At 37.6% G+C, this 25,999-nt stretch carries 23 protein-coding genes and 1 other annotated feature; of the genes, 1 reads left to right on the top strand and 22 read right to left on the bottom strand.

All coding sequences use genetic code 11. From position 1 onward, the window contains the following. Positions 1-90 precede the first annotated feature (90 nt). The 15 genes from lonB to ABC371_RS12815 form a co-directional block, all read right to left on the bottom strand. Positions 91-1,770, bottom strand: a complete 1,680-nt coding sequence (gene lonB, locus ABC371_RS12885) for an ATP-dependent protease LonB (protein WP_412897159.1) — start codon at positions 1,768-1,770, stop codon at positions 91-93. 273 nt (positions 1,771-2,043) lie between these two features. Continuing rightward, positions 2,044-3,306: an ATP-dependent protease ATP-binding subunit ClpX gene (clpX, locus tag ABC371_RS12880; RefSeq protein WP_412897158.1), complete on the bottom strand. Its 1,263-nt coding sequence runs from the start codon at positions 3,304-3,306 to the stop codon at positions 2,044-2,046. Between the two features lie 404 nt (positions 3,307-3,710). Beyond that, a complete protein-coding gene (tig, locus tag ABC371_RS12875) occupies positions 3,711-4,997 on the bottom strand; it encodes a trigger factor (protein WP_412897157.1) in 1,287 nt (428 codons plus the stop codon). Positions 4,998-5,203: 206 nt separating this feature from the next. Further along, the gene (locus tag ABC371_RS12870; RefSeq protein WP_412897156.1) at positions 5,204-6,238 is read right to left on the bottom strand and encodes a tetratricopeptide repeat protein; all 1,035 of its coding nucleotides are present in this window, start codon (positions 6,236-6,238) and stop codon (positions 5,204-5,206) included. 131 nt (positions 6,239-6,369) lie between these two features. Then, on the bottom strand, positions 6,370-6,957 hold the full coding sequence (leuD, locus tag ABC371_RS12865) for a 3-isopropylmalate dehydratase small subunit (RefSeq protein ID WP_412897155.1): 588 nt from the start codon (positions 6,955-6,957) through the stop codon (positions 6,370-6,372). A 2-nt stretch (positions 6,958-6,959) separates the two neighbouring features. Beyond that, positions 6,960-8,387, bottom strand: a complete 1,428-nt coding sequence (gene leuC, locus ABC371_RS12860; protein WP_412897154.1) for a 3-isopropylmalate dehydratase large subunit — start codon at positions 8,385-8,387, stop codon at positions 6,960-6,962. A 99-nt stretch (positions 8,388-8,486) separates the two neighbouring features. Beyond that, positions 8,487-9,599: a 3-isopropylmalate dehydrogenase gene (gene leuB, locus ABC371_RS12855; protein ID WP_412897153.1), complete on the bottom strand. Its 1,113-nt coding sequence runs from the start codon at positions 9,597-9,599 to the stop codon at positions 8,487-8,489. Positions 9,600-9,650: 51 nt separating this feature from the next. Then, positions 9,651-11,195, bottom strand: a complete 1,545-nt coding sequence (locus tag ABC371_RS12850) for a 2-isopropylmalate synthase (RefSeq protein WP_412897152.1) — start codon at positions 11,193-11,195, stop codon at positions 9,651-9,653. After that, on the bottom strand, positions 11,182-12,210 hold the full coding sequence (gene ilvC, locus ABC371_RS12845) for a ketol-acid reductoisomerase (RefSeq protein ID WP_412897151.1): 1,029 nt from the start codon (positions 12,208-12,210) through the stop codon (positions 11,182-11,184). The genes ABC371_RS12850 and ilvC overlap by 14 nt, the downstream gene beginning before the upstream one ends. A gap of 333 nt (positions 12,211-12,543) precedes the next feature. Then, positions 12,544-13,062 (bottom strand): acetolactate synthase small subunit, encoded by a 519-nt coding sequence (gene ilvN / locus ABC371_RS12840; protein WP_412897150.1) that lies wholly within the window; start codon positions 13,060-13,062, stop codon positions 12,544-12,546. Then, entirely contained in the window at positions 13,059-14,777 is a 1,719-nt protein-coding gene (gene ilvB / locus ABC371_RS12835; RefSeq protein WP_412897149.1) for an acetolactate synthase large subunit, read from the bottom strand. The genes ilvN and ilvB overlap by 4 nt, the downstream gene beginning before the upstream one ends. A 278-nt stretch (positions 14,778-15,055) precedes the next feature. Continuing rightward, positions 15,056-15,314: a binding site (T-box leader), on the bottom strand. A 1,039-nt stretch (positions 15,315-16,353) separates the two neighbouring features. Next, positions 16,354-16,863: a metallophosphoesterase family protein gene (locus tag ABC371_RS12830; RefSeq protein WP_412897148.1), complete on the bottom strand. Its 510-nt coding sequence runs from the start codon at positions 16,861-16,863 to the stop codon at positions 16,354-16,356. Beyond that, entirely contained in the window at positions 16,860-17,465 is a 606-nt protein-coding gene (locus ABC371_RS12825) for an XTP/dITP diphosphatase (RefSeq protein ID WP_412897147.1), read from the bottom strand. Before ABC371_RS12825 ends, ABC371_RS12830 begins: the two co-directional genes overlap by 4 nt. 1 nt (position 17,466) lies before the next feature. After that, positions 17,467-18,216 (bottom strand): ribonuclease PH, encoded by a 750-nt coding sequence (gene rph / locus ABC371_RS12820; RefSeq protein ID WP_412897146.1) that lies wholly within the window; start codon positions 18,214-18,216, stop codon positions 17,467-17,469. Between the two features lie 137 nt (positions 18,217-18,353). Further along, the gene (locus ABC371_RS12815) at positions 18,354-19,415 is read right to left on the bottom strand and encodes a GerMN domain-containing protein (protein ID WP_412897145.1); all 1,062 of its coding nucleotides are present in this window, start codon (positions 19,413-19,415) and stop codon (positions 18,354-18,356) included. A gap of 176 nt (positions 19,416-19,591) precedes the next feature. Here ABC371_RS12815 and ABC371_RS12810 point away from each other — a divergent pair, with 176 nt between their 5' ends. After that, positions 19,592-20,512, top strand: a complete 921-nt coding sequence (locus ABC371_RS12810) for a nuclease-related domain-containing protein (protein ID WP_412897144.1) — start codon at positions 19,592-19,594, stop codon at positions 20,510-20,512. Between the two features lie 84 nt (positions 20,513-20,596). Here ABC371_RS12810 and ABC371_RS12805 read toward each other — a convergent pair whose 3' ends face one another. The 7 genes from ABC371_RS12805 to sdhB all read right to left on the bottom strand — a co-directional run bounded on the left by ABC371_RS12805 (position 20,597) and on the right by sdhB (position 25,998). Continuing rightward, the gene (locus ABC371_RS12805) at positions 20,597-20,719 is read right to left on the bottom strand and encodes a hypothetical protein (protein ID WP_412897143.1); all 123 of its coding nucleotides are present in this window, start codon (positions 20,717-20,719) and stop codon (positions 20,597-20,599) included. Positions 20,720-21,554: 835 nt separating this feature from the next. After that, a complete protein-coding gene (locus ABC371_RS12800; protein ID WP_412897142.1) occupies positions 21,555-22,598 on the bottom strand; it encodes an IS1595 family transposase in 1,044 nt (347 codons plus the stop codon). Between the two features lie 123 nt (positions 22,599-22,721). Beyond that, positions 22,722-23,516, bottom strand: coding sequence for a glutamate racemase (racE, locus tag ABC371_RS12795; protein WP_412897141.1), 795 nt, complete (start codon positions 23,514-23,516; stop codon positions 22,722-22,724). A gap of 10 nt (positions 23,517-23,526) precedes the next feature. Beyond that, a complete protein-coding gene (locus ABC371_RS12790) occupies positions 23,527-23,985 on the bottom strand; it encodes a MarR family winged helix-turn-helix transcriptional regulator (protein WP_412897140.1) in 459 nt (152 codons plus the stop codon). A 231-nt stretch (positions 23,986-24,216) separates the two neighbouring features. Then, positions 24,217-24,441, bottom strand: a complete 225-nt coding sequence (gene gerE / locus ABC371_RS12785; protein ID WP_010678342.1) for a spore germination transcription factor GerE — start codon at positions 24,439-24,441, stop codon at positions 24,217-24,219. Positions 24,442-24,607: 166 nt separating this feature from the next. Continuing rightward, positions 24,608-25,072, bottom strand: a complete 465-nt coding sequence (locus ABC371_RS12780; RefSeq protein WP_412897139.1) for an acyl-CoA thioesterase — start codon at positions 25,070-25,072, stop codon at positions 24,608-24,610. A 167-nt stretch (positions 25,073-25,239) separates the two neighbouring features. Further along, positions 25,240-25,998, bottom strand: coding sequence for a succinate dehydrogenase iron-sulfur subunit (gene sdhB, locus ABC371_RS12775; protein ID WP_412897138.1), 759 nt, complete (start codon positions 25,996-25,998; stop codon positions 25,240-25,242). Position 25,999: the final 1 nt, after the last annotated feature.

Here is a 25,999-nt window from a genome sequence, read left to right as displayed (position 1 = left end):
GGATTTTTCTTTTACAAAATCAAAAATATAAAAGACTCCGACGCTCCTTTTTAGTATGTCGAAGTCTTTCTATTTTAAACTGATTTGGTTTTAGACCGATTCTGTCTTTGAATAGTTTACCGATGCTGGGATGATTGATTGCTTAGATTGCTTCCCTCGTTCAGGTGTTTCAATTGCGATTGCAAAAACCTCTTCAAGATTTGTAACTGGAATAATTTCAATCCCTTCAATTTCCTTTAAAATGGATTGCATATTCTCTTCCGGGATGATGACCTTTTTAGCACCTGCTTGTTTTGCGGCCTTTATTTTCGGCACAACTCCACCAATCGGTTTTACATTCCCATGAATACTAATTTCCCCAGTCATTGCAACCATATGATCTACCGGAAACTTATGAATCGCCGAATAAATTCCTGTAGCCATCGCAATACCAGCAGATGGACCATCGATTGGAATTCCACCTGGGAAGTTAACATGGATATCGTAATCGTGCGCAGGCACACCCATCGAACGAAGTACTGTAATCACATTTTCAATCGAGCCTTTTGCCATACTTTTTCTTCGAACTGATTTTCCGCGGTCTCCTATACTTTCTTCTTCCACAATACCCGTTATGTTAATGGTTCCTTTATCTTTAGCCGGAATCACAGTTACCTCAATTTCTAACAAGGCACCTGTATTTGGTCCAAATACCGCTAGTCCATTTACAAGTCCCACTCGTGCACTTGGATAGATCTTTTTTTCATAACGCGGGGTTAACTGGCTGGAATGAAGTACCCATTCAATATCTTCATCCTTAATAAAATTACGATCCTCCGAGATCGCAATACCGGCTGCGATTTGGACCATGTTAACGACTTCCCGTCCATTTCGCGCATAGGATGCAAGTGTAGCAATGCCTTTCTCGGTTGCTTGCATATTCACTTTTTCGAGCGCCTTTCTTGTTACAATAGCTAATTCATCCTGATCCAATTCACGGAAAAATACCTCAAGACATCGTGAACGAATGGCGGGTGGGAGTTCATTTGGTGTCCTTGTTGTTGCACCAATCATCCGGAAATCAGCTGGCAATCCATTTTTAAAGATATCATGAATATGTGTTGGAATTTGTGTATTTTCCTCACTGTAATAAGCACTTTCAAGAAATACCTTCCGATCCTCTAACACTTTAAGCATTTTATTCATTTGAATCGGATGAAGCTCACCAATTTCATCAATGAATAATACGCCCCCATGTGCATGTGTCACAGCCCCTGGCTTAGGCTGTGGAATACCAGCTTGGCCCATGGCACCTGCACCTTGATAAATCGGGTCATGAACAGAGCCAATTAAAGGATCAGCGATTCCACGTTCATCAAATCTTGCAGTTGTTGCATCCAATTCTACAAAAACAGCTGACTGCTTAAATGGGGACTTTTGATTTCGCTTTGCTTCCTCCATTACTAGTCGAGCTGCGGCTGTTTTCCCTACTCCAGGTGGTCCATAAATGATAACATGCTGAGGATTTGGTCCACATAGAGCGGCCTTTAGTGACTTAATGCCATCCTCTTGGCCAACGATATCTGAAAAACTAGTTGGTCTTACTCGCTCAGCTAGAGGCTCTGTTAAGGAAATGGATCTCATTTTTCGAAGTTGCTCCATTTCTTTTCTTGACTCTTTATCTATAGATACCTTTTGAGTTCGTTGGTTTTTAAGGAGATTCCAAAAATAAAGCCCGATAATCACTCCAAAAAATAGCTGTACGAATAAAACTATACCTGTCCAACTCATATTATTCCTCCTGCTCGCAAAGATAGACTACTATCAGCTATTATCTCCTGAGTAAAGGTGTAATAAACCAGTTTTGAAGGATTTTTGAACGGACATTTAGATTAATTGAAGTCATAGGGGGGTTAGAAATGATTATAATTCCCGTAAGGTCGGCGTTATTTTGATTCTATCAACGATAAACGAGTTCTATCGGCGTTAAATCAATCCTATCGGCGTTCCATTAATTTCACAAAAAAATCCCGAGGTACGTTTCGTTACCTCGGGATTTTTACATTAAGCGGAGATTTCTGTATTTTCAACTACTGTTCCATCATCCAAAAGAAGCTTTGGAGCAGTATTTTTTGAAACTGTTTCAGCTGTAATAATACATTTTTTAATATCGTCTCTTGATGGAAGATCAAACATCACATCAAGCATGATTCCTTCGATAATGGAACGTAGACCACGTGCACCAGTTTTACGCTCAATTGCTTTTTTCGCAATTTCCTTAAGGGCATCCTCTTCGAAATCAAGTTCAACTTCGTCTAACTCGAGCATTTTTTGATATTGCTTCACTAGGGCATTTTTAGGCTTTGTTAAAATTTCAACTAATGCATCCTCGTCTAGTGGCTCAAGGCTTGCAATCACTGGCAGACGACCAATAAATTCAGGAATTAATCCAAACTTTAATAAGTCTTCTGGTAATGATTTTGAAAGTAATGATTTTTGGTCTAATTCTTCTTCCACAATGTTAGATCCAAATCCAATTACTTTTTTACCGAGACGACGCTTAATGATTTGTTCAATTCCATCAAATGCTCCACCACAAATAAACAGAATATTTGTCGTATCGATTTGAATAAATTCTTGGTGTGGATGCTTTCTTCCACCTTGTGGAGGCACGCTTGCCACTGTTCCTTCAAGAATTTTTAAAAGTGCTTGCTGAACACCTTCACCGGAAACATCTCTTGTGATCGAAGGGTTTTCCGATTTACGTGCTACCTTATCAATTTCGTCGATATAAATAATGCCTTTTTCTGCTTTTTCTACATCATAATCAGCTGCTTGGATGAGCTTTAAAAGAATGTTTTCTACATCTTCACCAACATATCCAGCCTCTGTTAACGAAGTCGCATCTGCAATGGCAAATGGCACATTTAATATACGAGCCAATGTTTGGGCAAGTAATGTTTTACCACTACCAGTTGGCCCAATCATACAAATATTACTCTTAGACAATTCAACATCATCAATTTTGCTGTTTGAATTAATACGTTTATAGTGGTTATAAACAGCAACCGCTAAGGATTTCTTCGCTGAGTCTTGACCAATCACATATTCATCTAATATTTCTCTAATTTCTTTTGGCTTTGGTACGTCTTTGAATTCAACTTCTTCTTCAGTACCTAATTCCTCTTCAACGATTTCAGTACATAGTTCGATACATTCATCGCATATATAAACGCCAGGTCCTGCAACTAACTTACGAACCTGATCTTGAGTTTTACCACAAAAAGAACACTTAAGTTGCCCTTTTTCATCGTTAAATTTAAACATTATGTCACCCCTTATTAGTTTCTTCTCTCTACAATAAGCCAACATTCTTTAGGCATCGATAAGCGCTGAATCTTTTCGCTGTTTCTCGTACACCCTTATCTTTTAGCAGACTAGCTTGAACTTAGGCCCCATACCATCAGTTCGGTATTTCTAATAGTTATGTATTGCACATTGTACCATATTTCTTCTTCGAATAGGTAATAAATAACTCTCTTGTCATTATGTAAGTATGTTTTTGGTTGGAAACCGCCTAGTGAAACGTGTGAACTTTGCCCTCCTTTTAAGTGTTCCCAGATTCGTTAGAATAAAACTACTACCAACAGCCTATTGTATGTACTACTTCCATGTTTTGGGTATAAAACAAGGCACGATAATATCGCGCCTTGATATTCCCTTATTTAATATTATGCAACACTTTTGCTATTTTCCACAAGAAAATCGATTGCTTTTCTTATTTTTAAATCTTCTTTAACTCCATCTACGCCACCGAGCATTTGCTTAAGTTGTTCAGCAGATACACCGTACATAGTAGACATATTTTCAAGTTCCGCATTAATTTCTTCTTCAGAAACTTCGATATTTTCAGCATTTGCAATTGCTTCTAAAGTTAAGTTAACACGTACGCGCTTGCCAGCATCTTCTTTCATCTGTTCACGTAAAGCATTTTCGTCTTGACCTGAGAATTGGAAATAAAGGTCAAGATTCATACCTTGCATTTGAAGACGTTGTTCAAATTCACGAAGCATACGATCTAATTCAGTGTTAATCATTGCTTCTGGAATATCGATTTCTGCATTTTCGGATGCTTTTTCGATTAATGTGTCTTTAAGGCTATTTTCAGCATCTTGTTTTTTAGTTTCTTCTAAACGAGTTCTTGTTTTAGCTTTTAACTCATCTAATGTTTCTACTTCATCGTCTACATCTTTTGCAAACTCATCATCTAATTCAGGAAGTTCTTTTCCTTTAATTTCATGAACCTTTACTTTAAATGTTGCTGGCTTTCCTGCTAAATTTTCAGCATGGTACTCTTCAGGGAATGTAACTTCCACATCTTTTTCAGCTCCAGCAGCAACTCCAACTAATTGCTCTTCGAAACCAGGGATGAATGAACCTGAACCAATTTCTAATGAATAGTTTTCAGCTTTTCCACCTTCGAACGCTTCTCCATCAACGAAACCTTCGAAATCAATTACTACAGTATCGCCATTTTCTACAGTACCATCTTCTTTAACAACTAGTTCTGCATTGCGCTCTTGTAATTGCTTGATTTCTGCATCTACTTCTTCATCAGTTACAGTATCATCAAGTTTTTCTACTTCTAGACCTTTGTAGTCGCCAAGTTTAACTTCTGGTTTAACCGTAACTTTTGCTGTGAAAATAAGGTTTTTACCTTTTTCGATTTGCTCAACGTCAACTTCTGGACGGTCAACTGGCTCAATTCCAGTTTCTTTGATTGCATTTTCATATGCATCTGGAAGAATGATATCTAATGCATCTTGGTATAATGATTCAACACCAAAACGCTTTTCAAACATTCCACGTGGCATTTTACCTTTACGGAATCCAGGTACGTTTACTTGCTTAACTACCTTTTTAAATGCATCGTCAAGTCCTTTGTTAAATGTTTCAGCGTCAACCTCTACAGTTAAGACACCTTGGTTTCCTTCTAATTTTTCCCACTTTGCGGACATAATTCTTTCCCTCCAACTATCTATTTACTAACTATTTTTTCCGATATGTAAATTGGATTAACTATTACCATATGTCGGTAAACTAGCATTTTACAACCATTACATTATAACATAGAATGGTCACCTTTCAACATATAGAAAATGATTATATTGTTAGAAAGTTTACCCAACTACGCTATATTATAAAATTTCGAGATTCTTTTATTTTATTCAATATAAGAAAAACGTTCAACCTTTTCTAGTTTGTCCAAGGTTTGTTTTAGTTCAAAAAGATTTACACCATAGATTTCCTCAAGTGTTTGATTCTCAATCTCCATTCCATGTAATTCAGCACTATATAAATGTAAAGTAGCTGCATACTTTGAAGGTTCCTCCTCCTCCAATGTGAATGGATAGAGTACAAAAAGATGCCGAAGCCAAATTTCTTTTGCCGTTTCGTAAAGAGTAGGATTCTCATTTTCCAATTGCTCTTCCAAGATGGACAGAACCTTAATTGTGAAAGGAGACATCGATGGATCAACAAGGTTTTTAGGGTTTACCTTTTTTGATTCACCAAATTTTTCTACTTCTACCTCGAGATCGACCTGATTTGTAGCAAGCAACTGAATAATGATGGTTTTTACAATTGGATGTTTCTCAGGCATCACTAGAAATGGGACGAGAAGATCGAGGTATTTTCTTATATTTAGTTCCTTCAAGGATTGAATCGTGGCAATTTGTTTTCCAACTATTCCTTCATTATATAAGACGTTTTGGAGCTCCTGTTTCATATCCTTGTTAAATTCCTCAGCTTCCGCTTCTTTTTCCACCCCACCCGAAACAAGCATTCGTTTACTAAGTTCTAGTAACTGGGTTAAATGGTCCAAATGCTGAGGTGGAACTGAATCCTCTTCTAGCACCGCCTCAATAGTTGATTGGACTTCATCATATTGTCCGAGCTGGATCAGGATTGTTACATAAATTTGAAGCACGTGAAAATAATCCCCGACATCCTCTTTTAACATCTCTAAGCAGCTCTCTTTAGCCTTCTCCAATTCTCCCAATTCAAAAAGACATATTACAATGCCTAGTTCAATTTCGTGGTTACCTGTTTCAAGCTCTTTGGCCTGCTTCAATAATGCTAGAGCCTCGTTAAATTTTTTACTCGATAAAGCTTCAAGTCCTTTTTCCATCAATCTTTCTTTAAGCTTAGGAAATGGAATAATGTTTTCCTGTTTTTTATCTTTGTTTTGCTTATCCATAGAGTTTTCCAACCCCAAATTCGTTTTTATCTTGAGTTATAAGTTTAACAATGAAAAATGGAGAAAACAATAGGAGGCTTGCTAGATTCCAAAAAATATAGACAAAGCCGAAAATGGCTTTGTCTACAATTTTAGTTGGCCGTTTTAAGTTCGTGTTCTTTAATTTGTTGCTCGTAGGAAAGTGTTTTATCAATCTCATCCCAACCATTGATCAACATTTCCTTCCAATAGGAATCAATTGTGAATTCTGTTTTGAAGCCTTTTGAATCTACAATGGTTTGGTCTTCTAAAGATATTGTACATTCAAAGTTAGCATCATTGGCTTCTTTTAATAGATACTCGATTACACTTTTTTCTAAAACAATTGGAAGCATTCCGTTCTTTAAGCAGTTATTATAAAAAATATCTGCAAATGAAGGTGCTAGTATTACTTTAAATCCATAGTCTTGTAATGCCCATGGGGCATGCTCACGTGAAGAGCCGCAGCCAAAGTTTTCGTTAGCCACTAAAATGGATGCACCTTCGTTTTCTTTACGGTTTAATTCAAAATTTGGATTTGGACTTCCATCAGCTTCAAAGCGCCAATCGAAAAAGGCATATTTTCCAAACCCTGTTCTTTCAATACTCTTTAAAAATTGCTTTGGAATGATTTGATCTGTATCGACATTGTTTCGATCCATTCCAGCAACTTTACCTGTATGTGTGATAAACGGTTCCATGTTTATGCCTCCTCTCCTGTTGCTACTTTTTGAAGTTTACGTACATCTACGAATCTTCCATATATCGCTGCCGCTGCTGCCATTGCAGGACTTACCAAATGTGTCCGAGCTCCCTTACCTTGTCGACCTTCAAAGTTACGATTCGATGTAGAAGCACATCTTTCACCTGCAGGTACTACATCTGGGTTCATACTTAAGCACATGCTACATCCCGCATCGCGCCATTCAAAGCCAGCTTCTCGGAATACATCTGCAAGTCCTTCTTTTTCTGCTTGTAGCTTAACTTGTTGTGAGCCTGGAACGACTAAAGCACGCACTTTAGGAGATACTTTTTGTCCGCGGATAACGTCTGCCGCTTCACGCAAATCGCCAATACGTGAGTTCGTACATGAACCAATAAAGACATGTTGAATTTCAATCTCGTTAATTGGAGTTCCTGGAGCAAGCTCCATATATTCATAAGCACGCTCTGCAGATTTTCTGTCAACTTCCCTTTTAAAATCCTCAGGGAATGGAACAGTGTCATCAATGGTTACACTCATTGACGGGTTTGTACCCCATGTAACAGTTGGTAAAATTTCATCCGCATGAATTTCTAGAACAGTATCAAAAACTGCACCTTCATCAGTTGCAAGTTGCTTCCATCTCTCAACGGCCGCATCGAATTCAGCTCCAACTGGGCTATGTTTTTTTCCTTTTAAATATGAAAATGTCGTTTCATCTGGGCTGATTAATCCAGCTTTTGCTCCACCTTCAATGGACATATTACAAATGGTCATTCTTTCTTCCATGGACATCTTTCGAATCGCTTCACCCGTATATTCAATAACATGCCCCGTTCCAAAATCAATTCCAAATTTACGGATAATCGATAAAATAACGTCCTTAGCATAAACACCTGGTGATAAAGTCCCGACAACATTGACTTGCATGGTTTTAGGTTTTTGTTGCCATAATGTTTGAGTTGCAAGAACATGTTCAACCTCGCTTGTCCCAATTCCAAACGCTAAAGCTCCAAATGCACCATGTGTAGATGTATGACTATCTCCACATACAATCGTTTTACCTGGTTGTGTTAATCCAAGTTCAGGACCAATTACGTGGACAATCCCTTGTTCGGGGCTGTAAAGATCTGCAAGTGGAACATTGAATTCCTTACAGTTTTTTTCTAATGCACTCATTTGTTTTGCGGCAATTTCATCCTTTGTTTTGAAACGATCACTTGTTGTAGGAACGTTATGGTCCATTGTTGCAAATGTTAAGTCAGGTCTTCTAACTTTTCTATTTTTCAAACGTAATCCTTCAAAAGCTTGCGGAGAAGTTACTTCATGGACAAGGTGTAAGTCAATATATAGGAGGCTTGGCTTCCCCTCTTCATGATTGATTACGTGTTGATCCCATATTTTTTCAATAATTGTTTTCGGTGCCATTCGTATCTTTCTCCTCCTTTTTTCTGTTTTTTTGAAAAGATAAGCTCGGTATATACCGAGCTATCTAGTGGGCCTTCTTATGCCATTTTAAAAAAAGTCTTATGCATAAGCAGACATAATATTAGAAATCGCCCCGTCTTCAACTAAGGCCTCTTTAATTTTTTCCACCATTTCAGTTGTTGAAATTGCTTTTTGTTGGGAATCAGCAATATCTGCTGTCCGGTGACCAGCTGCTAAAACTTCGTCTACCGCTTTTTCCACAGCTCTTGCTTCTTCTTCTAATCCAAATGATAAACGTAAAAGCATTGCTGCCGATAAAATGGTTGCGATTGGATTCGCAATATCCTTCCCAGCTATATCTGGCGCCGAACCGTGGATTGGTTCAAACAGACTTGGTCCATCTGTCGATAAACTCGCTGAAGGAAGCATTCCAAGTGATCCTGTTAGCATTGATGCTTCATCACTTAAAATATCTCCAAACATATTTTCAGTAACAATCACATCAAATTGTCTAGGATTTCGAATTAGTTGCATCGCAGCGTTATCCACAAGCATATGCTCAAGCGTTACTTCTGGATAATCTGCCGCTACTTCTTCCGCAACTTCACGCCACATTCTGCTAGATTCTAATACATTTGCTTTGTCAACAGAAGTAACTTTCTTCTTTCTTGACATGGCCATATCAAATGCTTTCTCAATGATACGTTTCATTTCAGAACGCTTGTAGGATAGCGTGTCAACAGCAGCTTCTTCTCCATCCTCTATTCTTCTTCCACTAGGCTTTCCGAAATAAAGTCCACCAGTAAGCTCCCTTACAATAACAAAGTCAGCATTTTCGATCACTTCGTGCTTGAGCGGAGACGCATCTAGCAAGCTATTAAAACAAGTTACAGGTCTTACATTGGCATATAAATTCAGTGCTTTTCGAATTTGTAATAAACCTTTTTCAGGTCGTAAATGTGGAGGGTTTTTATCCCACTTCGGACCTCCAACTGCCCCTAGTAATACCGCATCACTTTGTTTACATACTTCCAGTGTTTCTGCTGGTAGAGGAGTGCCTTCAGTGTCTATAGCCACACCACCTATTAAAGCGTGTTGAAATGTAAACTCATGATTGTATTGTTCGGCAATAGCCTTCAACACTTCGATTGCCCCTTTAGTCACTTCTTTACCTACGCCATCACCACGAAGTACGGCAATACGTTTCTTCATTCTGACTCCTCCTCTTTATTTCCTTAACACACTGAAAATAGTAATTACTTTTTATACCCCAACTTTTTCAAGTAATTTCTTATTCTTTTCAACGGCTAGTAATCTATTGACTGCATTTACATAAGCTCGAGCAGAAGCCTCTAGTACGTCTTGTGCCGAACCTCTACCACTGCTTTCTGCATTGTTATGTCTTACTTTCACAAAAACTTCAGCTAGTGCATCCCTTCCTGCACCAACAGATTGAATTCGGTAATCTTCTAAAGTAATAGAAATACCGAAGCAACGCTCAAGTGTGTTATACAGTGCTTCAACACTTCCTGATCCTGTTGCAGCCTCTTGGATTTGATTGCCTTCGCGATCTGTTAAGGTAATTGTTGCAGTAGGGATTTGGTTTGTACCGTATTGCACTTGCAACGAAGTCAATTGATACATATCTTCTACATTAGCGACTTTTTCATCTACTAATAAAGTAACCAAATCATCATCTGTGATTTCTTTCTTTTTGTCCGCTAAATCTTTAAATAACTTAAATACGCGATTAATTTCCCCGTCGTCTAATGAATATCCTAATTCAATAATACGATTGCGGAATGCGTGTCTGCCAGAGTGCTTTCCAAGTACCATTGAATTCGATTTAACCCCAACTAATTCCGGAGTGATAATTTCATACGTTGTTTTTTCCTTAAGCACACCGTCTTGATGAATACCGGATTCATGTGCAAAAGCGTTTTTGCCGATAACCGCTTTGTTTGATGGAACAATCATACCTGTTAATTTGCTTACCAAATCACTTGTACGTTTGATTTCATCCAACTTTAAGCGTGTATTTGCTTGATAGAAATCTTGACGAATATGCAATGCGACTGCCACTTCTTCAAGTGCTGCGTTACCTGCTCTTTCACCAATACCATTAATTGTTCCTTCTACCTGTAAAGCACCATGCTCAACAGCTGATAATGAATTGGAAACGGCCATTCCAAGATCATCATGACAGTGAGTAGATAGGATGACTTTATCAATATTCGGCACGTTATTTATAACATAAGTAAACATTTTTCCATATTCTTCAGGTGCGCCATAACCTACTGTATCTGGTAGATTGATAACATTTGCACCTGCATCAATCACTTCTTTAATGATTTTTGCTAAGAAATCTAATTCAGTTCGACTCGCATCCTCTGCAGACCACTGGATAATAGGAAAGAATTTGGATGCATACTTAACACTATCTACTGCCGATTGAATGACCTGTTCTTTAGTCTGTCTAAGCTTATATTTTCTATGAATAGGGGATGTTGCAATAAAGGTATGGAGACGAGGCTCCGCTCCACCCTTTAAAGCTTCCCAAGCAGCATCGATATCGCCTTGTACGGCTCTTGCTAATCCCGTTACAGAAACATTTTTGATGGTTTCAGCAATTTGTTTAACTGACTGAAAATCACCTTCAGAGGCAGCTGGAAATCCGGCCTCCATGACATCCACATTGAGTCGTTCCAGCTGCTTTGCTATTTCAAGTTTTTCGTGTAGGTTTAAGTTTACTCCAGCAGACTGTTCTCCATCTCTTAATGTAGTGTCAAAAATATTAATTTTCCGCACGGGCACCCACCACTTCTTTCTGTTGTCTTTGCTTCACGAATGGCATCATTGCACGAAGCTTCTTACCAACAACTTCGATTTGATGTTCTGCTTCAATTTTGTTAATTGCGTTGAACTCTGGACGATTTGCTTGGTTTTCGAGGATCCAGCCTTTCGCAAACTTACCTGTTTGGATATCTTTTAATACTTCTTTCATTTCTGCTTTTACACTGTCCGTAACAATACGTGGTCCTGTTACGAAATCTCCCCACTGAGCAGTATCAGAGATTGAATATCTCATTCCAGCTAAACCTTCTTCGTACATTAAATCAACGATAAGTTTTAGTTCATGTAAACACTCAAAGTATGCAACTTCTGGCTGGTATCCAGCTTCTACTAATGTTTCGAATCCTGCTTTAACTAATGCAGAAGTACCACCACATAAAACTGCCTGTTCACCGAATAGATCCGTTTCAGTTTCTTCTTTAAATGTAGTTTCTAGTACACCCGCTCTAGCAGCACCAATTCCTTTTGCATATGCAAGTGCCACTTCTTTTGCGTTACCAGTTACGTCCTGCTCAATCGCAATTAACGCTGGAACTCCTGCACCTTCAGTGTACGTACGACGCACTAGATGACCCGGGCCTTTTGGCGCTACTAAGAATACATCTACGAAGCTTGGAGGAACGATTTGGCTGAAGTGAATATTAAAACCATGTGCGAATACTAATGCATTTCCTGGCTTTAATCCTGGCTCAATTTCTTCTTTATAAACCTTTGGTTGATTTTCATCTGGAAGTAAAACCATTACAACATCTGCTTGCTCAGCCGCTTCACGAACTGAATATACTGGTAGACCATCATTTTTCGCTTGCTCAAAAGACTTTCCTTGACGAAGACCAACAACTACATCAACGCCACTCTCACGTAAGTTAAGTGCGTGTGCATGCCCTTGTGAACCATAACCAATGATTGCAACCTTCTTATTTTGTAAAGCAAACTCATTCACATCTCCGTTATAATATACCTTTGTCATTTTAAAATCTCTCCCTTATTAGAATTAAATTATATATGGTATTGTGATTAAACCCTTAAGTTGATGTTCAAAAAGTCCGGTGAAAATGACACATCCTTAGAGGAACTTCGACTAACTTCCGACACGTCCTGTGTCGAACTTCGAAGTCACCACATCCTGCTAAAGCTCGTTGGCTTGTTTTTCTGGTGCTCACGTATTAACTACATACGCTCCGCTCCTCAAAACTGCGCCGCCTCGAACTTTCGACGTACAGGATGTGCTAGTGTCGACAATGCCACAGGACGTGGCGTTTTTGTCGACGCGGTCCTTTTCATCCTCCTTTTGAACACGTATTTAAACGATAGAAAAATTCTTTGAATTTGAAGCTGTCTTTTGGTTGCCTCTTGTAAAAGCAGTTGTACCAGTACGGGCAACTTCTTTGATACCGTATGGTTTTAAGAGGTCAATTAAAGCTTCTATTTTTTCGGATTCGCCCGTTACTTGAATAACAAGGCTATCCTTACTTACATCAATAATAGATGCTCTGAATGGATCTATTAAGCTATAAATCTCATTTCTATTTGAAGGACTGGATGATACTTTAATAAGAGCTAACTCTCTAGCGACAATCGCTTGATTTGTAATATCCATGACCTTAATAACATCAATTTGCTTGTTTAACTGTTTTGTTATTTGTTCAACTACAGTTTCCTCATCAAGATGAATGACGAATGTCATCCTTGAGAGTCCCTCAGTTTCAGAATGGCCGACTGTGATGCTTTCAATGTTGTAATGACGCTTTGTTAACAGGCCAGTGATTCGATTAAGTACACCTGCACGGTTATTTACTAATAATGTAATAATTCGTTTCACAGCTTAACACCTACCATTTCATGATGACCCTTTCCAGGTGCAACCATTGGGTATACATTTTCGAAAGGTGTCACACTAAAGTCCATTAGTACAGGTCCCTCATGTTCAAGTGCCTCTTTCAACACTTGCTCTGCTTCTTGTTCACTGTTCGCTTTTAATCCCTTAATTCCGTATGCATCAGCTAGTTTCATAAAGTCCGGTTGGTTATGAAGTAAGGAATGCGAGTATCTTTCTTTATAGAAAATCTGCTGCCATTGTCTTACCATACCTAACGCTTTATTGTTAAGGATGATAATTTTAATTGGTAGGTTTAACTCGTAAATGACCGAAAGTTCTTGTGAAGTCATCTGGAAACCACCATCTCCAAGAATGGCAACAACTGTTGATGATTTTTCAGCTAGTTGTGCACCAATACTTGATGGTAAACCGAATCCCATTGTTCCAAGTCCACCAGAGGTTACCCACCGATTTGGCTTTGTAAAATGGTAGTACTGAGCGGCCCACATTTGATGCTGACCAACGTCAGTTGTTACAATCGCTTCACCCTTTGTATATTTATAAATAAGTTCAATTAATTTTTGTGGCTTTAATTCTTCCTCTGAAGATTTATAAACAAGTGGATATTCTGCCTTCCATCCAGCTAGTTTTTCTCTCCATTCCTGTGAGTCCCCAGGTTTACCATTTTGGTGAACTAAGCTCTTAAGAACTTCTTTTGCGTCCCCTACAACAGGAATTTTGGTAGGAACGTTTTTGCCTATTTCAGCAGGATCAATATCGATATGTGCAACTGTTGCGTTTGGTGCAAAGTGTTCTAGGTTTCCAGTAACTCGGTCATCGAATCTTGCTCCAATACTGATTAAAAGATCACATTCGTGTAAAGCCATGTTCGCTGTATATGTTCCGTGCATTCCAGCCATTCCAAGATAGAGTGGATGATCTGCAGGAAAACCACCTAAACCTAAAAGTGTATGGGTTAAAGGGATATTTTGTTGTTCAACATATTCTCTTAACTCAGAAGCTGCTTTTGCAAATATGACCCCAGCACCTGCGAGTATAACTGGCTTTTTCGCTTGGCTTACTGCTTCGACTAACTTACGAATTTGTAAGTGATTCGGCTGAATGGTCGGTTGATAACCTGGTAAGTGAATCTCTTGATCATAATCAAATTCTGCTTCTTTTGTAGTCATATCTTTTGGAATATCAATTAATACAGGTCCTGGTCTTCCAGAAGTAGCAATATAAAATGCTTCTTTAATAATCTTTGGTAGGTCTTTCACATCCCTTACCTGGTAACTATGTTTTGTAATTGGCATTGTGATTCCAAGTACATCTGCTTCTTGGAAAGCATCAGATCCAATTACTGTTGAAGCAACCTGACCTGTAAATACAACAAGTGGAATTGAGTCAATCATCGCATCTGCTAATCCTGTGACTATATTTGTAGCACCCGGTCCAGAGGTAGCAATGACGACACCTGGTTTTCCTGAAATTCTCGCATACCCTTCAGCTGCATGTATTCCACCTTGTTCATGTCTAGTTAAGACATGAAAAATACCTGAATCGTATAAACTATCATAAATATTAAGTACAGCACCGCCAGGATATCCAAAAATGACTTCTACGTTTTCCCTTTTTAATGCTTCAATTAGCATTTGGGAACCGTTCATTTTTGTAGAAGCTTTGGTTTGTTCTTCCACTTTTGCATTTACGCCCATTTTTTCTTACATCCCTTCCTTATTGTAAATAATTGTTTTTTAATCAAATACGCCTTGGCGTATTTGCGCCCGATTTTTAGGCCCACAGGAAGTGGGTCATAAAGACGTTGCCACAGGAAGTGGCGCTTTTAGTCTTTGATCTTCCTGCTCGAAATGTTTCCTTTGAAAAATCGTGGCATCCACCGGAGGCTTTTTTCTTTAATGAGTCGAGGTTTGAGCTCCGACTTATTAAAGAAAAAAATAAAATGCCAATCCACCCACTAGACCAATTTCTTGGTCGAAGGGGTGAAAAGGCATTTATCACTTTCCACGGTACCACCCTTGTTCGCGATCTAAAAAATGACCGCCTCAGGAACAACTTTGTTGTTCATTTTGATAACGGGTGAGCTGTTACCAAACACCCGATTAGCCCTACTAAAAAGTTCAAGCTAACACTCAGAGGTGAGTTCATCAAACGGGATACCACCGGATTCCACCAGTACCGGCTCTCTGTCGATATCGTAACGTATGATTACTTATCCTCTTCAACGTTTATGAATATTGAAAATTTTCATTCTACATCTTTTAAAGTTCTATGCGTTTAATAAAGCTTTAATACCTAAAAACTTAAACGCTTTACACTACTGAAAACTAAAGTATAAAAAATAATCCAAATCCACGAACTCTCATCATTTAAAAATAATTGAGTACTTATGTTAGGACTGTCATATGCTGTTAATTCACGAAATAAACAATAGTCTATTTTGTGAAAATATTTAATATTAGAGCTTATATTACTCTCATTTTTTATAAGAGTCAACACCATTTTAGAGAATTGTTAGATTATTTTGATTTGCAACATAATCTGTATCCGCTTACAACTTTGATGCGACGCCGTTTCTGAATTAAAAGAATTTCTTGAAAAATTTGTGAACAAAAATTGAGATTTTAGGGAAGTTATATGGTTGAATTTACTAGGTGAGGATCTAACATAATTAGAGAGAAATAAAAAAATCACTTCAATTCATTTTTATGAAAAGAAGTGTTTGTGATTGAGTATGTAATATGGCGTCCCAGGAGAGATTCGAACTCCCGACCGACGGCTTAGCTTACCACTATGACTTTCGTCACCAACGATTGTTGTTTGTAGTCTGGACTATATCTTCACCATTTCAGGTGCGACACGTGTAGTCTCTACGGAACCTCACAATAATCATGATTGATTATTCTTTGGAGTTTCTACCATCATTACATGATCATTCGAATCTCCTCAGTCTTTTATCAAGACGTAAGTTTCCTCGGTATTACCATCAGCTTTACACTGTTAAGGCTTCACCGATATAGTGTCGTCCACTCTATAAGTTATTGTTTCCCTATAGAGGCTCCTATTCTTGAAGGCCGTTGCTCTATCCTGCTGAGCTACTGGGACATTGTTATTAAGTTAATATGCTTTGCTGAACTACTGGCACATAATGTGTTTTTTTGTCGTTATGTTATTAGCGACATTTTTTATTATAGCCAGATAGGAATCAGATGTCAACATTTTTTTAAGAAATATTTTTTAAAGGGAGTAAAAAGTACTCCCTTTGCTATTGTATCATAAGTTTACCTTCGTTGATAACTCCTCAACTATATTTCCTTCACTATCGTAAAAAACAACATTTGCTTGTTTGTCGACAATCTCTAAAATTACATATGTTTTTTCCTTGCGCATTCTCGGCAAACGAAAACTACCAGGATTTATAAATAAAATATCGTCAATCATTTCAGCACCCGCTATATGCGAATGTCCAAAGCATGCTATGGATGCACCGGATTCTTGTGCACGATATTTAAGATTCATTAATGTCATCTTCACATTATACAAATGACCATGTGTAAGATAGACCTTTACCCCATTTAAAAGAACTACCATATCATTCGGATAGTTCGTGTCAAAATCACAATTTCCTCTTACAGCAGAAAAACCACTCATTTCCTCCGATTGTGAAGAAAGCTCAGAATCTCCAAGATGGATCATAAATTCCACATCATCTTTATGACGCTTTTTTATGTCTACTAGTTCATTTGTTAGGCCATGACTATCGCTTATGATTAGTACTTTCATCTTTGAAACTCCTCACGATCTCTTAAAAGCTCTTCAAGCTGTCTAAGTGCATTGCCACGATGACTGATTTGATTTTTCTCATCCTTTGAAAGTTCAGCCATCGTTTTCCCTGTTTCCGGTACAAAAAAGATAGGATCATATCCAAACCCATTTTCACCAACAGGCTTTTCTGTAATGACACCTTCACAAATTCCTTCAACAATTTCCGTTTTTTCCCCTGGAATAGCTAGAGCTAATGCACAGTGGAACCTAGCCGATCTTTTGTGTTCTGGAACTCCTTTTAACTCATCTAACACTTTATTGAGATTATCGAGATCATTTTTATGCTCACCCGCATATCTTGCAGAATATACCCCTGGTCTACCATCAAGATAGTCAATTGAAAGACCGGAATCATCTGCTATAACAGGTATGTGTAGTATTTTTGCAATTGCTTCCGCCTTTATCTGTGCATTTTCAGCAAAGGTTTCACCAGTCTCCTCAATATCCTCAATGTACGGATAATCAAGTAAGGACTTCACCTCCACACTTTGACTAGCAAATAAGTCTCTAAATTCTTTAACCTTCCCTCTATTTTTGGTAGCAATCATGATTTCTTTCACTTTATGAGTCCTTCTTTCCAATTAAGTATGCAAAATCACCTAATGCTTCTTTTTGAGCGTGAATTAACTCATTTATTCCTTTTTCGGCAAGTTCTAATAGTGTATTTAGTTGGTGACGCGAAAACGTAGATTCTTCACCAGTTCCTTGAAGCTCTACAAATTGACCCGAGCCTGTCATAACAACATTCATATCTACATTTGCCGTTGAATCTTCTATGTAATTTAAATCAAGGATTTCTCCTTTTTCAGGGTCTATTCCTACCGAGATAGCTGCTAAAAAATCAGTGATTGGAAAGGAGCTCATTTTTTTATTCTGATAAATTTTATGTACGGCAAGAACCATTGCAATAAAGGCGCCAGTTATAGATGCAGTTCTTGTCCCTCCATCCGCTTGGATGACATCACAATCAATCCAAATTGTTTTTTCGCCAAGCTGTTCCAAATTAACAACAGATCTTAGAGCTCGTCCAATTAAACGTTGAATTTCCATCGTTCTCCCTGAAATTTTCCCCTTACTCGATTCGCGGATATTTCTCTGTTCAGTAGCCCTTGGAAGCATGGAATATTCTGCTGTAATCCATCCCTTACCAGACCCTCGCATAAACGGAGGCACCCTGTCATCAATGCTCGCATTACAAATGACCTTTGTATCACCGACTGTAATTAAAACTGATCCTTCTGGATGTTTTATATAGTTCAAATCAAACTGAATCGGTCGTAGTTGATTATGTAATCGTCCATCAACCCTCAAAAATAAAACCTCCTGTCTTTCACTAAAAAAGGTGGGCCTTCACTGCCCAACCGTCCTTTATAGTATAACAAAAAAATGTATTACTATTGTACCCTCACATCAAAAATGGATGTGAACAATGTCCACATCCAAATTTTCTAGAAACTACCTGTATTCACATTTGCAGGACGAGTTACTGGTTCAGTCAATGATTTACCATCCTCAGTAACAACATCTTCACTACCATTAACCGTTATCGAAACACTTTTCACTTCTGGCTGCTCAGTTAAGGATAAAACTAACGAATTAACGACGTGATTGGAAATCATTTTCTCGTTAAAGGCTCCATAAATTGCTTCATTGAAGTCTAGTGTGACTTTTCCATCATCCATTTTTGCACTTAAAAGTTTTACATCTTGATGTAGTTCACTAATTAAGTTGGATCCCATATTTGGTCCATCGATTAACGCATTCACTACTGCCGATACCTTGTCATCTCCGGTATTTTCAATACGTTTCGTTACTGGTACGTAGTATTCTCCTTCTTCATTTTGCACAAAGAAGTAAAGAGTAACAGGACGGCTGTTCGTTATGTCGACAACATCGCTGTTATCCATATTAATCCCATCAGCTCTACTTAAATCAGCTGGGATCGGAGTACCGTTTACTGGCATTTCCTCTAATTTATATCCATTTACGCTGATGACAACGTTGTTCACATTTTCAAATTGGGTTAATGTCCATGTAATAGCTTGTAATATTTTTTCTTCGTCTTCTGGACTATACGTTTGAAATTCCTTTGAAAAATCAGCTGTAATTGTTCCATCCTTCAAGTTTACACTTACTTCTGTGTCCTGTGGAATAACAGCTCTGAACCCGTCTGGTAACATTTCATTTAGCGGTCCACCTGCAACTAAATACTCAAGTACTTGTTTTGCTGCCGCATCTTGCTTCGGAAGATCTACAGTGTAAGGGACCACTAGCCCGTTTTCATCAATCAGATATAAGTCACGTTTTACTGTTTCAGTAGCGGCTTCCTCCTGATCAGTTGCCTCTGTAGCTGGGTTTTCCCCTTTTGCAACTGTCTCATCAACCGCTTCGTTTTGTGGTGGATCCATTTGCTTGGCTTCTTCCTTTCCACCTAATAAGCCACATCCTGAAAGTAATACTGTTGAAGTAACAACTGTGGCAGCTATTGCAGATTTAGTTATTTTACGCATTCTTTTCCCTCCTAAGGCAGTTTGTACTACTATGTATACGAGCCCTATTTTCAAATTAGACCGCTTTTTAGTGAAAAAAATGGACAAAATGTTTTTGATTTTTCAAACTAATAGATTGTAAAAATAGAATAGAAGATTTAAAATTATTTCATAAACTAAGAAAGGAAGTGTTGCGTTTGATCATTAAAGTACGTACTGAACCACCAGAATTAGAGTTATTAAGGTTCATCAAAGGACGAAAGAAGGTTTCAGAGAAAATAAAGAATAAAATCATTACTCTTGAAAAAGGTTTTATTGGTGAAACAATGTTTGATCAACGTTTGGAAATGGATCTCTATCAAAATTGCCTTATCATCAATGATTTATATATAGAAACAAACAATACCCATTACCAAATCGATTCAGCCCTTATTTTCCAAAACAAAATCCACATTTTTGAGATAAAAAACTTTGAAGGTGATTATGTGATCAATGGGGATCGTTGGCAAAGTTTATCCTCGGGAAAAGAGATCAAAAACCCCCTTCTTCAACTTTCGCGAAGTCTATCTCTTTTTAGGCAATTGCTCCAGCAGCTTGGCTCCAATCTCACAGTTGAAGGTCACCTCGTTTTTATGAATCCAGAATTTTACCTCTATCAAGTTCCACCCAACCTGCCGATTATTTTTCCATCTCAACTAAAACGCTTTATTTGTTCTATGAATGCCCAACCATCAAGATTGGTTGAGAGACATCATACCCTAGCGAAAAACCTACTTTCTCAACATATTAAAAAATCACCTTATTCAATAGTACCTGCTTATAATTTTGATGAGTTTTCAAAAGGTATTTTATGTTCGGTGTGTTGGAGTGGGTTTATGGTGAGTGGGAGTCAACACAAGTTGATATGCAAAAAATGTGGTAATGTTGAGGACATGGAGACTGCAATATTAAGGAGTGTAAAGGAATTAAAAATCCTTTTTCCTGATATAAGAATTGCAACGAAAACTATTTTTGATTGGTGCAATACGGTAAAGGATAAAAGAACGATCAGAAAAGTTCTTGCAAACAACTACAATTATGTTTCATTAGGAAAATATTCATATTATGAGTTTAAATAGTGATCCGGGGTTTATACCTAGTTGCTGTATATGCTTTTCTTTCGGTTTTGAAGATATAGGTATATCTCTTCATGCGGTGCATGCTTACCGTTTTTCTACCTGTCTTGTACCGCTAAACCCTTCATGCGGTACATGCTTAACCGATTTTTCTGCTAAGCATGTACCGCTAAACTCGTCTTGCAGTACATACTCATACCGTTTTTCCACCTAGCATGTACCGCTAAACTCGTCTTGCGGTACATACTCATACCGTTTTTCCACCTAGCATGTACCGCTAAACTCGTCTTGCGGTACATACCCTACCGTTTTTCCGCCAAGCTTGAACCACAAGACCTTATTTCATTCCTTAAAACAAAGGCTCTGTTAAAGTTTAATGTTGATATTAATTATAAAAATGGAATTTCCACAAATTGGGGAGTTCCATTTTATAATATTGGCTTCTTCAACTAACGCAGCCTATAGTTTAAGTGCATTTCTTCACAATCTATATTAACTTAAAATTATTTTTGGTGTCTTGTTCCACTTAATGACCCTGTTTATTAACAAAAAATTCTATAGAATTTACCATCAAATTTTTATAAATTTATTTTGTTCTCCTATAGAGCTTAGAAATACTAAGATAAATTAAAACATTAAGTACAATGCCATAAGGCCAGCGGTAAACAATAGGGTTCTAAGTAATATTGTTTTATTCGTTAATGGATCATAATTGTTATTGTAATAATCTTCTTCAGAACCATAACTACGTATGTCTACTAACCTTATAAAATAGAATAGACTATAAAACGGTATAAAAATCATTGGAATTAAGATTATAAATTGAAGAAATAAAGGTAAATATGATATTTGAATTAACATATCAAAAACTCTTTCTTCCACTTATCTACACTACCTTTCTATATAGATATCTATTTAATCGAATTTGAAGCCCTGTAATCAAACTGTCTTTTTCGAAAGTGTGTTCCGATAGTGTTCAAACTTGTTCCTAGTAGGTATACCTTGATTCACTAACCTGCTTCGTTAGTAGAACAAGAAATAATGTTTATATCGTGAATCTAGATAACCTTAGTGTATCATTTGTTTCCATATTTTGTATTAAATTCCCTTTAATCATCAAGTCATTTATAGTAACAGTATTCCTTTGATGTTGAATAGATTCTAACACTTGAAACCAAGCTAGGTAATTGTTCAGATATTTAGTTGCAACTCCATTAAAACGTTGTAACCATCCTTTAAGCCTACGGTGATAATTGTTAACATTCTGGATATGATATAGCCCCTTTGTACGAACCTTACCATCAGACTTGAATTGATAAATATTCATCCCTTTTTCAGCAGCATACGTTTTAAAGGCACGCCAAGAATCGGTACACAAAACATTTTCATTTGAAAGTTTATGTCCGATAGCTTTGTCTAACTGCTCTTTTGTTAATCGACCCATTCCCAATGTCTGCGAAAAAGTCATCTTTTCACGGTCTCTCGCGACTAAAACACATACTTGTTCGTTGCTTATGCCCCGTTTCTTAGCGGAACCACCACGTTTGCGGGGTTTTCTGTCTCTAATCTTTCTTTGTCCTTTTTCAGAGTATAGGAAATAGGTCTCGTCCATTTCGACGATACCTTCAAAATTAGATATTTCCGTTTGCTTTAATGATGATAAGAGTTTGTGCCTCCAGTAGAACAATGTAACGTGAGTAACATTACCAAGTAATTCAGCAGATTTACGAAGAGAATACCCTTCTATCATACATTCAACGAATTTAACCCATTGATTTAGATGGCGTGTTCGATATAAAGCAGTATTTGTTAGGTCAGTAAATGTCTTTTTACACGCTTTACAGCGATAACGTTGCTTTTCTACTTCATCTCCATCAACACTCGTTGAGTATTTGCCATACCGAACGATATGCTCTGATTCACAATCAGGGCAATGATAACCGCTCTTGTTTTTGCGTTCAGATATTTCTTGTAGAACAGTTCCTGTCGAGGAAGATGCAGTAAGAGCATCAATTAAATACTCTCGTAGTCGGTGTTTTTCTGCCGGATTTAGTTTTTGAATGGCTTTAATAATATCAGTTGCTTTCACGGTGATCACCACTTTTATATAGTTAAATCAATTATAGAACGTAGGTTCCTGTAAATCAATTATCAACAATAGCTTTTAACATAGCCAAAACAAAAAAAGCCCCACCCCGGGGACTTTTCTTTCCTATAACTTTACCGATTTCACATTATACACTGGTTTTTCAAACCAGTTTGTGGCGATTCGTTGGAAGATTTCCTTCTCGCCTGTTGTGAGGAATAAGTGACTCCTTTTCCTCGCCTTTTTGTTTAAAAGTCCACTATAGAACAATACCGTGCTGACCTCGCGGGCGGTTTCGGCTCCGGAATCGATAAGCTTAATTCTTTCTCCAAGATAGGCTTGGATGGTATTACGCAGAAGTGGATAATGGGTACAACCAAGAATCAAAGTGTCAATATCCTTACCTCGTAGTGATTCGAGTGACTCTGCGACAATTTGTTCAGCTTTTGGGCCAACAAACTCACCAGCTTCAACAAGTGGAACAAATTGAGGGCATGCAAGACTTTCGACAACGATTTGATTGTTGATTGATTTTAGTGCATCTTCATAAGCACCACTTTCAATAGTGTTGACTGTTCCGATGACACCAACATAGTTATTTTTTGTAACCTTTAATGCGGTTCTCGCTCCTGGATAGACTACGCCGATTACTGGGATGGAAAGCTCTGCTTGGATTTCATCCAAAACAAGGGCAGTTGCCGTATTACAGGCGATAACAAGCATTTTAATGTCATGTGACAATAAATAGTTCGTCATCTCCCATGTAAACTGACGAACTTCCTCTTTAGGTCTAGGCCCATACGGGCATCTTGCGTTATCACCTAAATAAATGATTTCTTCATTAGGTAATTGTCTAATTATTTCCCGAGCAACGGTTAAACCGCCCACCCCAGAATCAATAACTCCGATTGGTCTTTTCAAACGTTTCGCCTCATTCTACTCGCATTTCTTGATGTAATTTCCTAAGACTTTTTTCTAATTGGATCACTTCATCGTCAGAGAAATTTTCCATGATTTCATGTAAATAATCTTGTCTTTTCTTAATAACTTCCTCGATGATACGTTCTCCTTCTTCAAGTAAATGAATTCGAACGACACGACGATCTTTTGGGTCTTTTACACGCATCACAAGCTCATTTTTTTCCATTCGATCAACAAGATCGGTTGTTGTGCTGCAAGCTAAATACATTTTATTTGATAATTCACCAATTGTCATATCACCATGTTCAAGTAACCACTGAAGGGCGATAAATTGTGGTGTTGTAATGGTAAAGTTACTTAAGATTTCACGACCTTTTTGTTTAAGTAAGCCGGAAATAAACCGAAGTGATTTTTCGATATCTGCGATTATCTGGTAGTCTTTAGTTTCATTGCTCCCTTGTACAGTCATTACATCCTCTCCTAGTTAAGTTTTTTAGTGTAAAATCCAACTGTTTTCTCTCATATCACAGTCAGTGAATTGTATGATTCGTAAGAGCTTCTTCATTTCAGGAAAAAACTATATTATTCTTATTTTCTACTTTTTTCGCGCAAAAAGCAAGTTCAAGTATATCGAAATATGTAGTTGTTACCTAAATAAGTAACCGGCTACCTTACATGTGTAAAGTGTAGCCGGTAATACTTAAAGTTCAAGTTCTCCCATACGAAGGAGCTCTACAACTGCTTGAGAACGCCCCTTTACTCCCAGCTTCTGCATCGCATTCGAAATGTGGTTACGAACTGTTTTTTCGCTAATGAATAGTTCACTTGCGATATCTTTCGTTGTTTTGTCTTGAACTAGTAATTCAAAAACTTCTCTCTCTCTTTTTGTTAGTAGCGGTTTTGGTTGAAACTCTTTCTCCTTCAAGTATTGTAACCCTCCTTGCTAAGGTTCGAGCTGAACTACTGGATGGGTATATATTTAGTCACAATATAGTATGAGAAGGAGAGTATTGCTGTGACTGTTAAAAGGTTGATATGTAGACATTTTCGCGTCCATTTTTTAATGTATTGGTATATTCGTTCAACTTAGCTCATACCATATAGGTTAGGTGCTTTTTTAACATATGTTTCATCTCATCAGACCATGGTTCCCCTTTTCCTGTTCGCTTAGACATTTGAACTAATGTACTCCTACCAACGAAACAAATGGATCCTTCCTTGTCCTTTGCCATATAATGAATATCCATTGAAGAATTGCCCAGGTGATTTATTTTAACGAATAACTTAAGCTGTTCCCCAAAAAAGACTTGTTTCAAATAATCACATTGTTGGCTTGCAACAACAGGGATTGCTTCACTGGATTTGTCGGTCCATTTTTGCATAAACCCAATTTTATTAAAATATTGAATTCTTGCTTCCTCAAAATAAGTAAAGGGTACAGTGTTATTTAAATGTCCAAACATATCTGTTTCTGAAAAGCGGACTTGAATCGGTTGGAAAAAATTAAATGCATTCTCCCATGTCTCAATATCATCGATATACGTAATATGTTTCATTCCAATAGCTCCCTTACATAAGATTATTCACTTCACAGTAAAGTGGTGCCTTCTTCTAATGGAAAAGAAGGATTTTTTGAGGTTTCTATATGTTGACACCATGTTGAAATATCTTTTCGAAAAAAAGCACTCCTCCATTTACATGAAGGAGTGCTTTCGTATTTCTATTAGACTTGGTCACTACCAAACATATTTCTGAATGCTTGGATCGATGTATCTCTGTTTAGAGCAGCAATTGAAGTGGTTAGTGGAATACCTTTTGGACAAGACTGCACACAGTTTTGTGAGTTACCACAGTTTGCAAGTCCACCATCACCCATAATCGCTTCTAAACGTTCACTCTTATTCATTGCACCTGTTGGGTGAGCGTTAAATAAACGAACTTGGGATAATGGAGCTGGTCCGATGAAATCAGATTTGCTGTTTACGTTCGGACACGCTTCTAAACATACGCCACATGTCATACATTTTGATAATTCATATGCCCATTGACGTTTCTTCTCTGGCATACGAGGACCAGGACCCAAATCATAGGTTCCATCAATTGGAATCCAAGCTTTTACTTTTTTCAATGAATCAAACATTCTACTACGGTCAATTTGTAAGTCACGTACAATAGGGAATGTCTTCATCGGCTCAAGTTTAATTGGTTGTTCAAGTTGGTCAATAAGTGCTGAACAAGATTGACGAGGTTTACCATTAATAACCATTGAACAAGCACCGCAAACCTCTTCTAAACAGTTCATATCCCAGGTAATTGGGGCCACTTTATTTCCATTAATATCTACCGGATTACGACGAAATTCCATTAAAGCGGAAATGACGTTCATATTCTTACGGTATGGAACCTTAAATTTTAAAACATATGGTTCAGAATCTGGAGTATCCTGACGAGTTACATGAAATTCAACTGTTTTTTCACTCATC

The sequence above is a fragment of the Bacillus jepli genome (assembly GCF_047238305.1).
Classification (GTDB): Bacteria; Bacillota; Bacilli; order Bacillales; family Bacillaceae_L; genus Ferdinandcohnia.
This window is presented reverse-complemented; position numbering and strand designations above follow the sequence as displayed.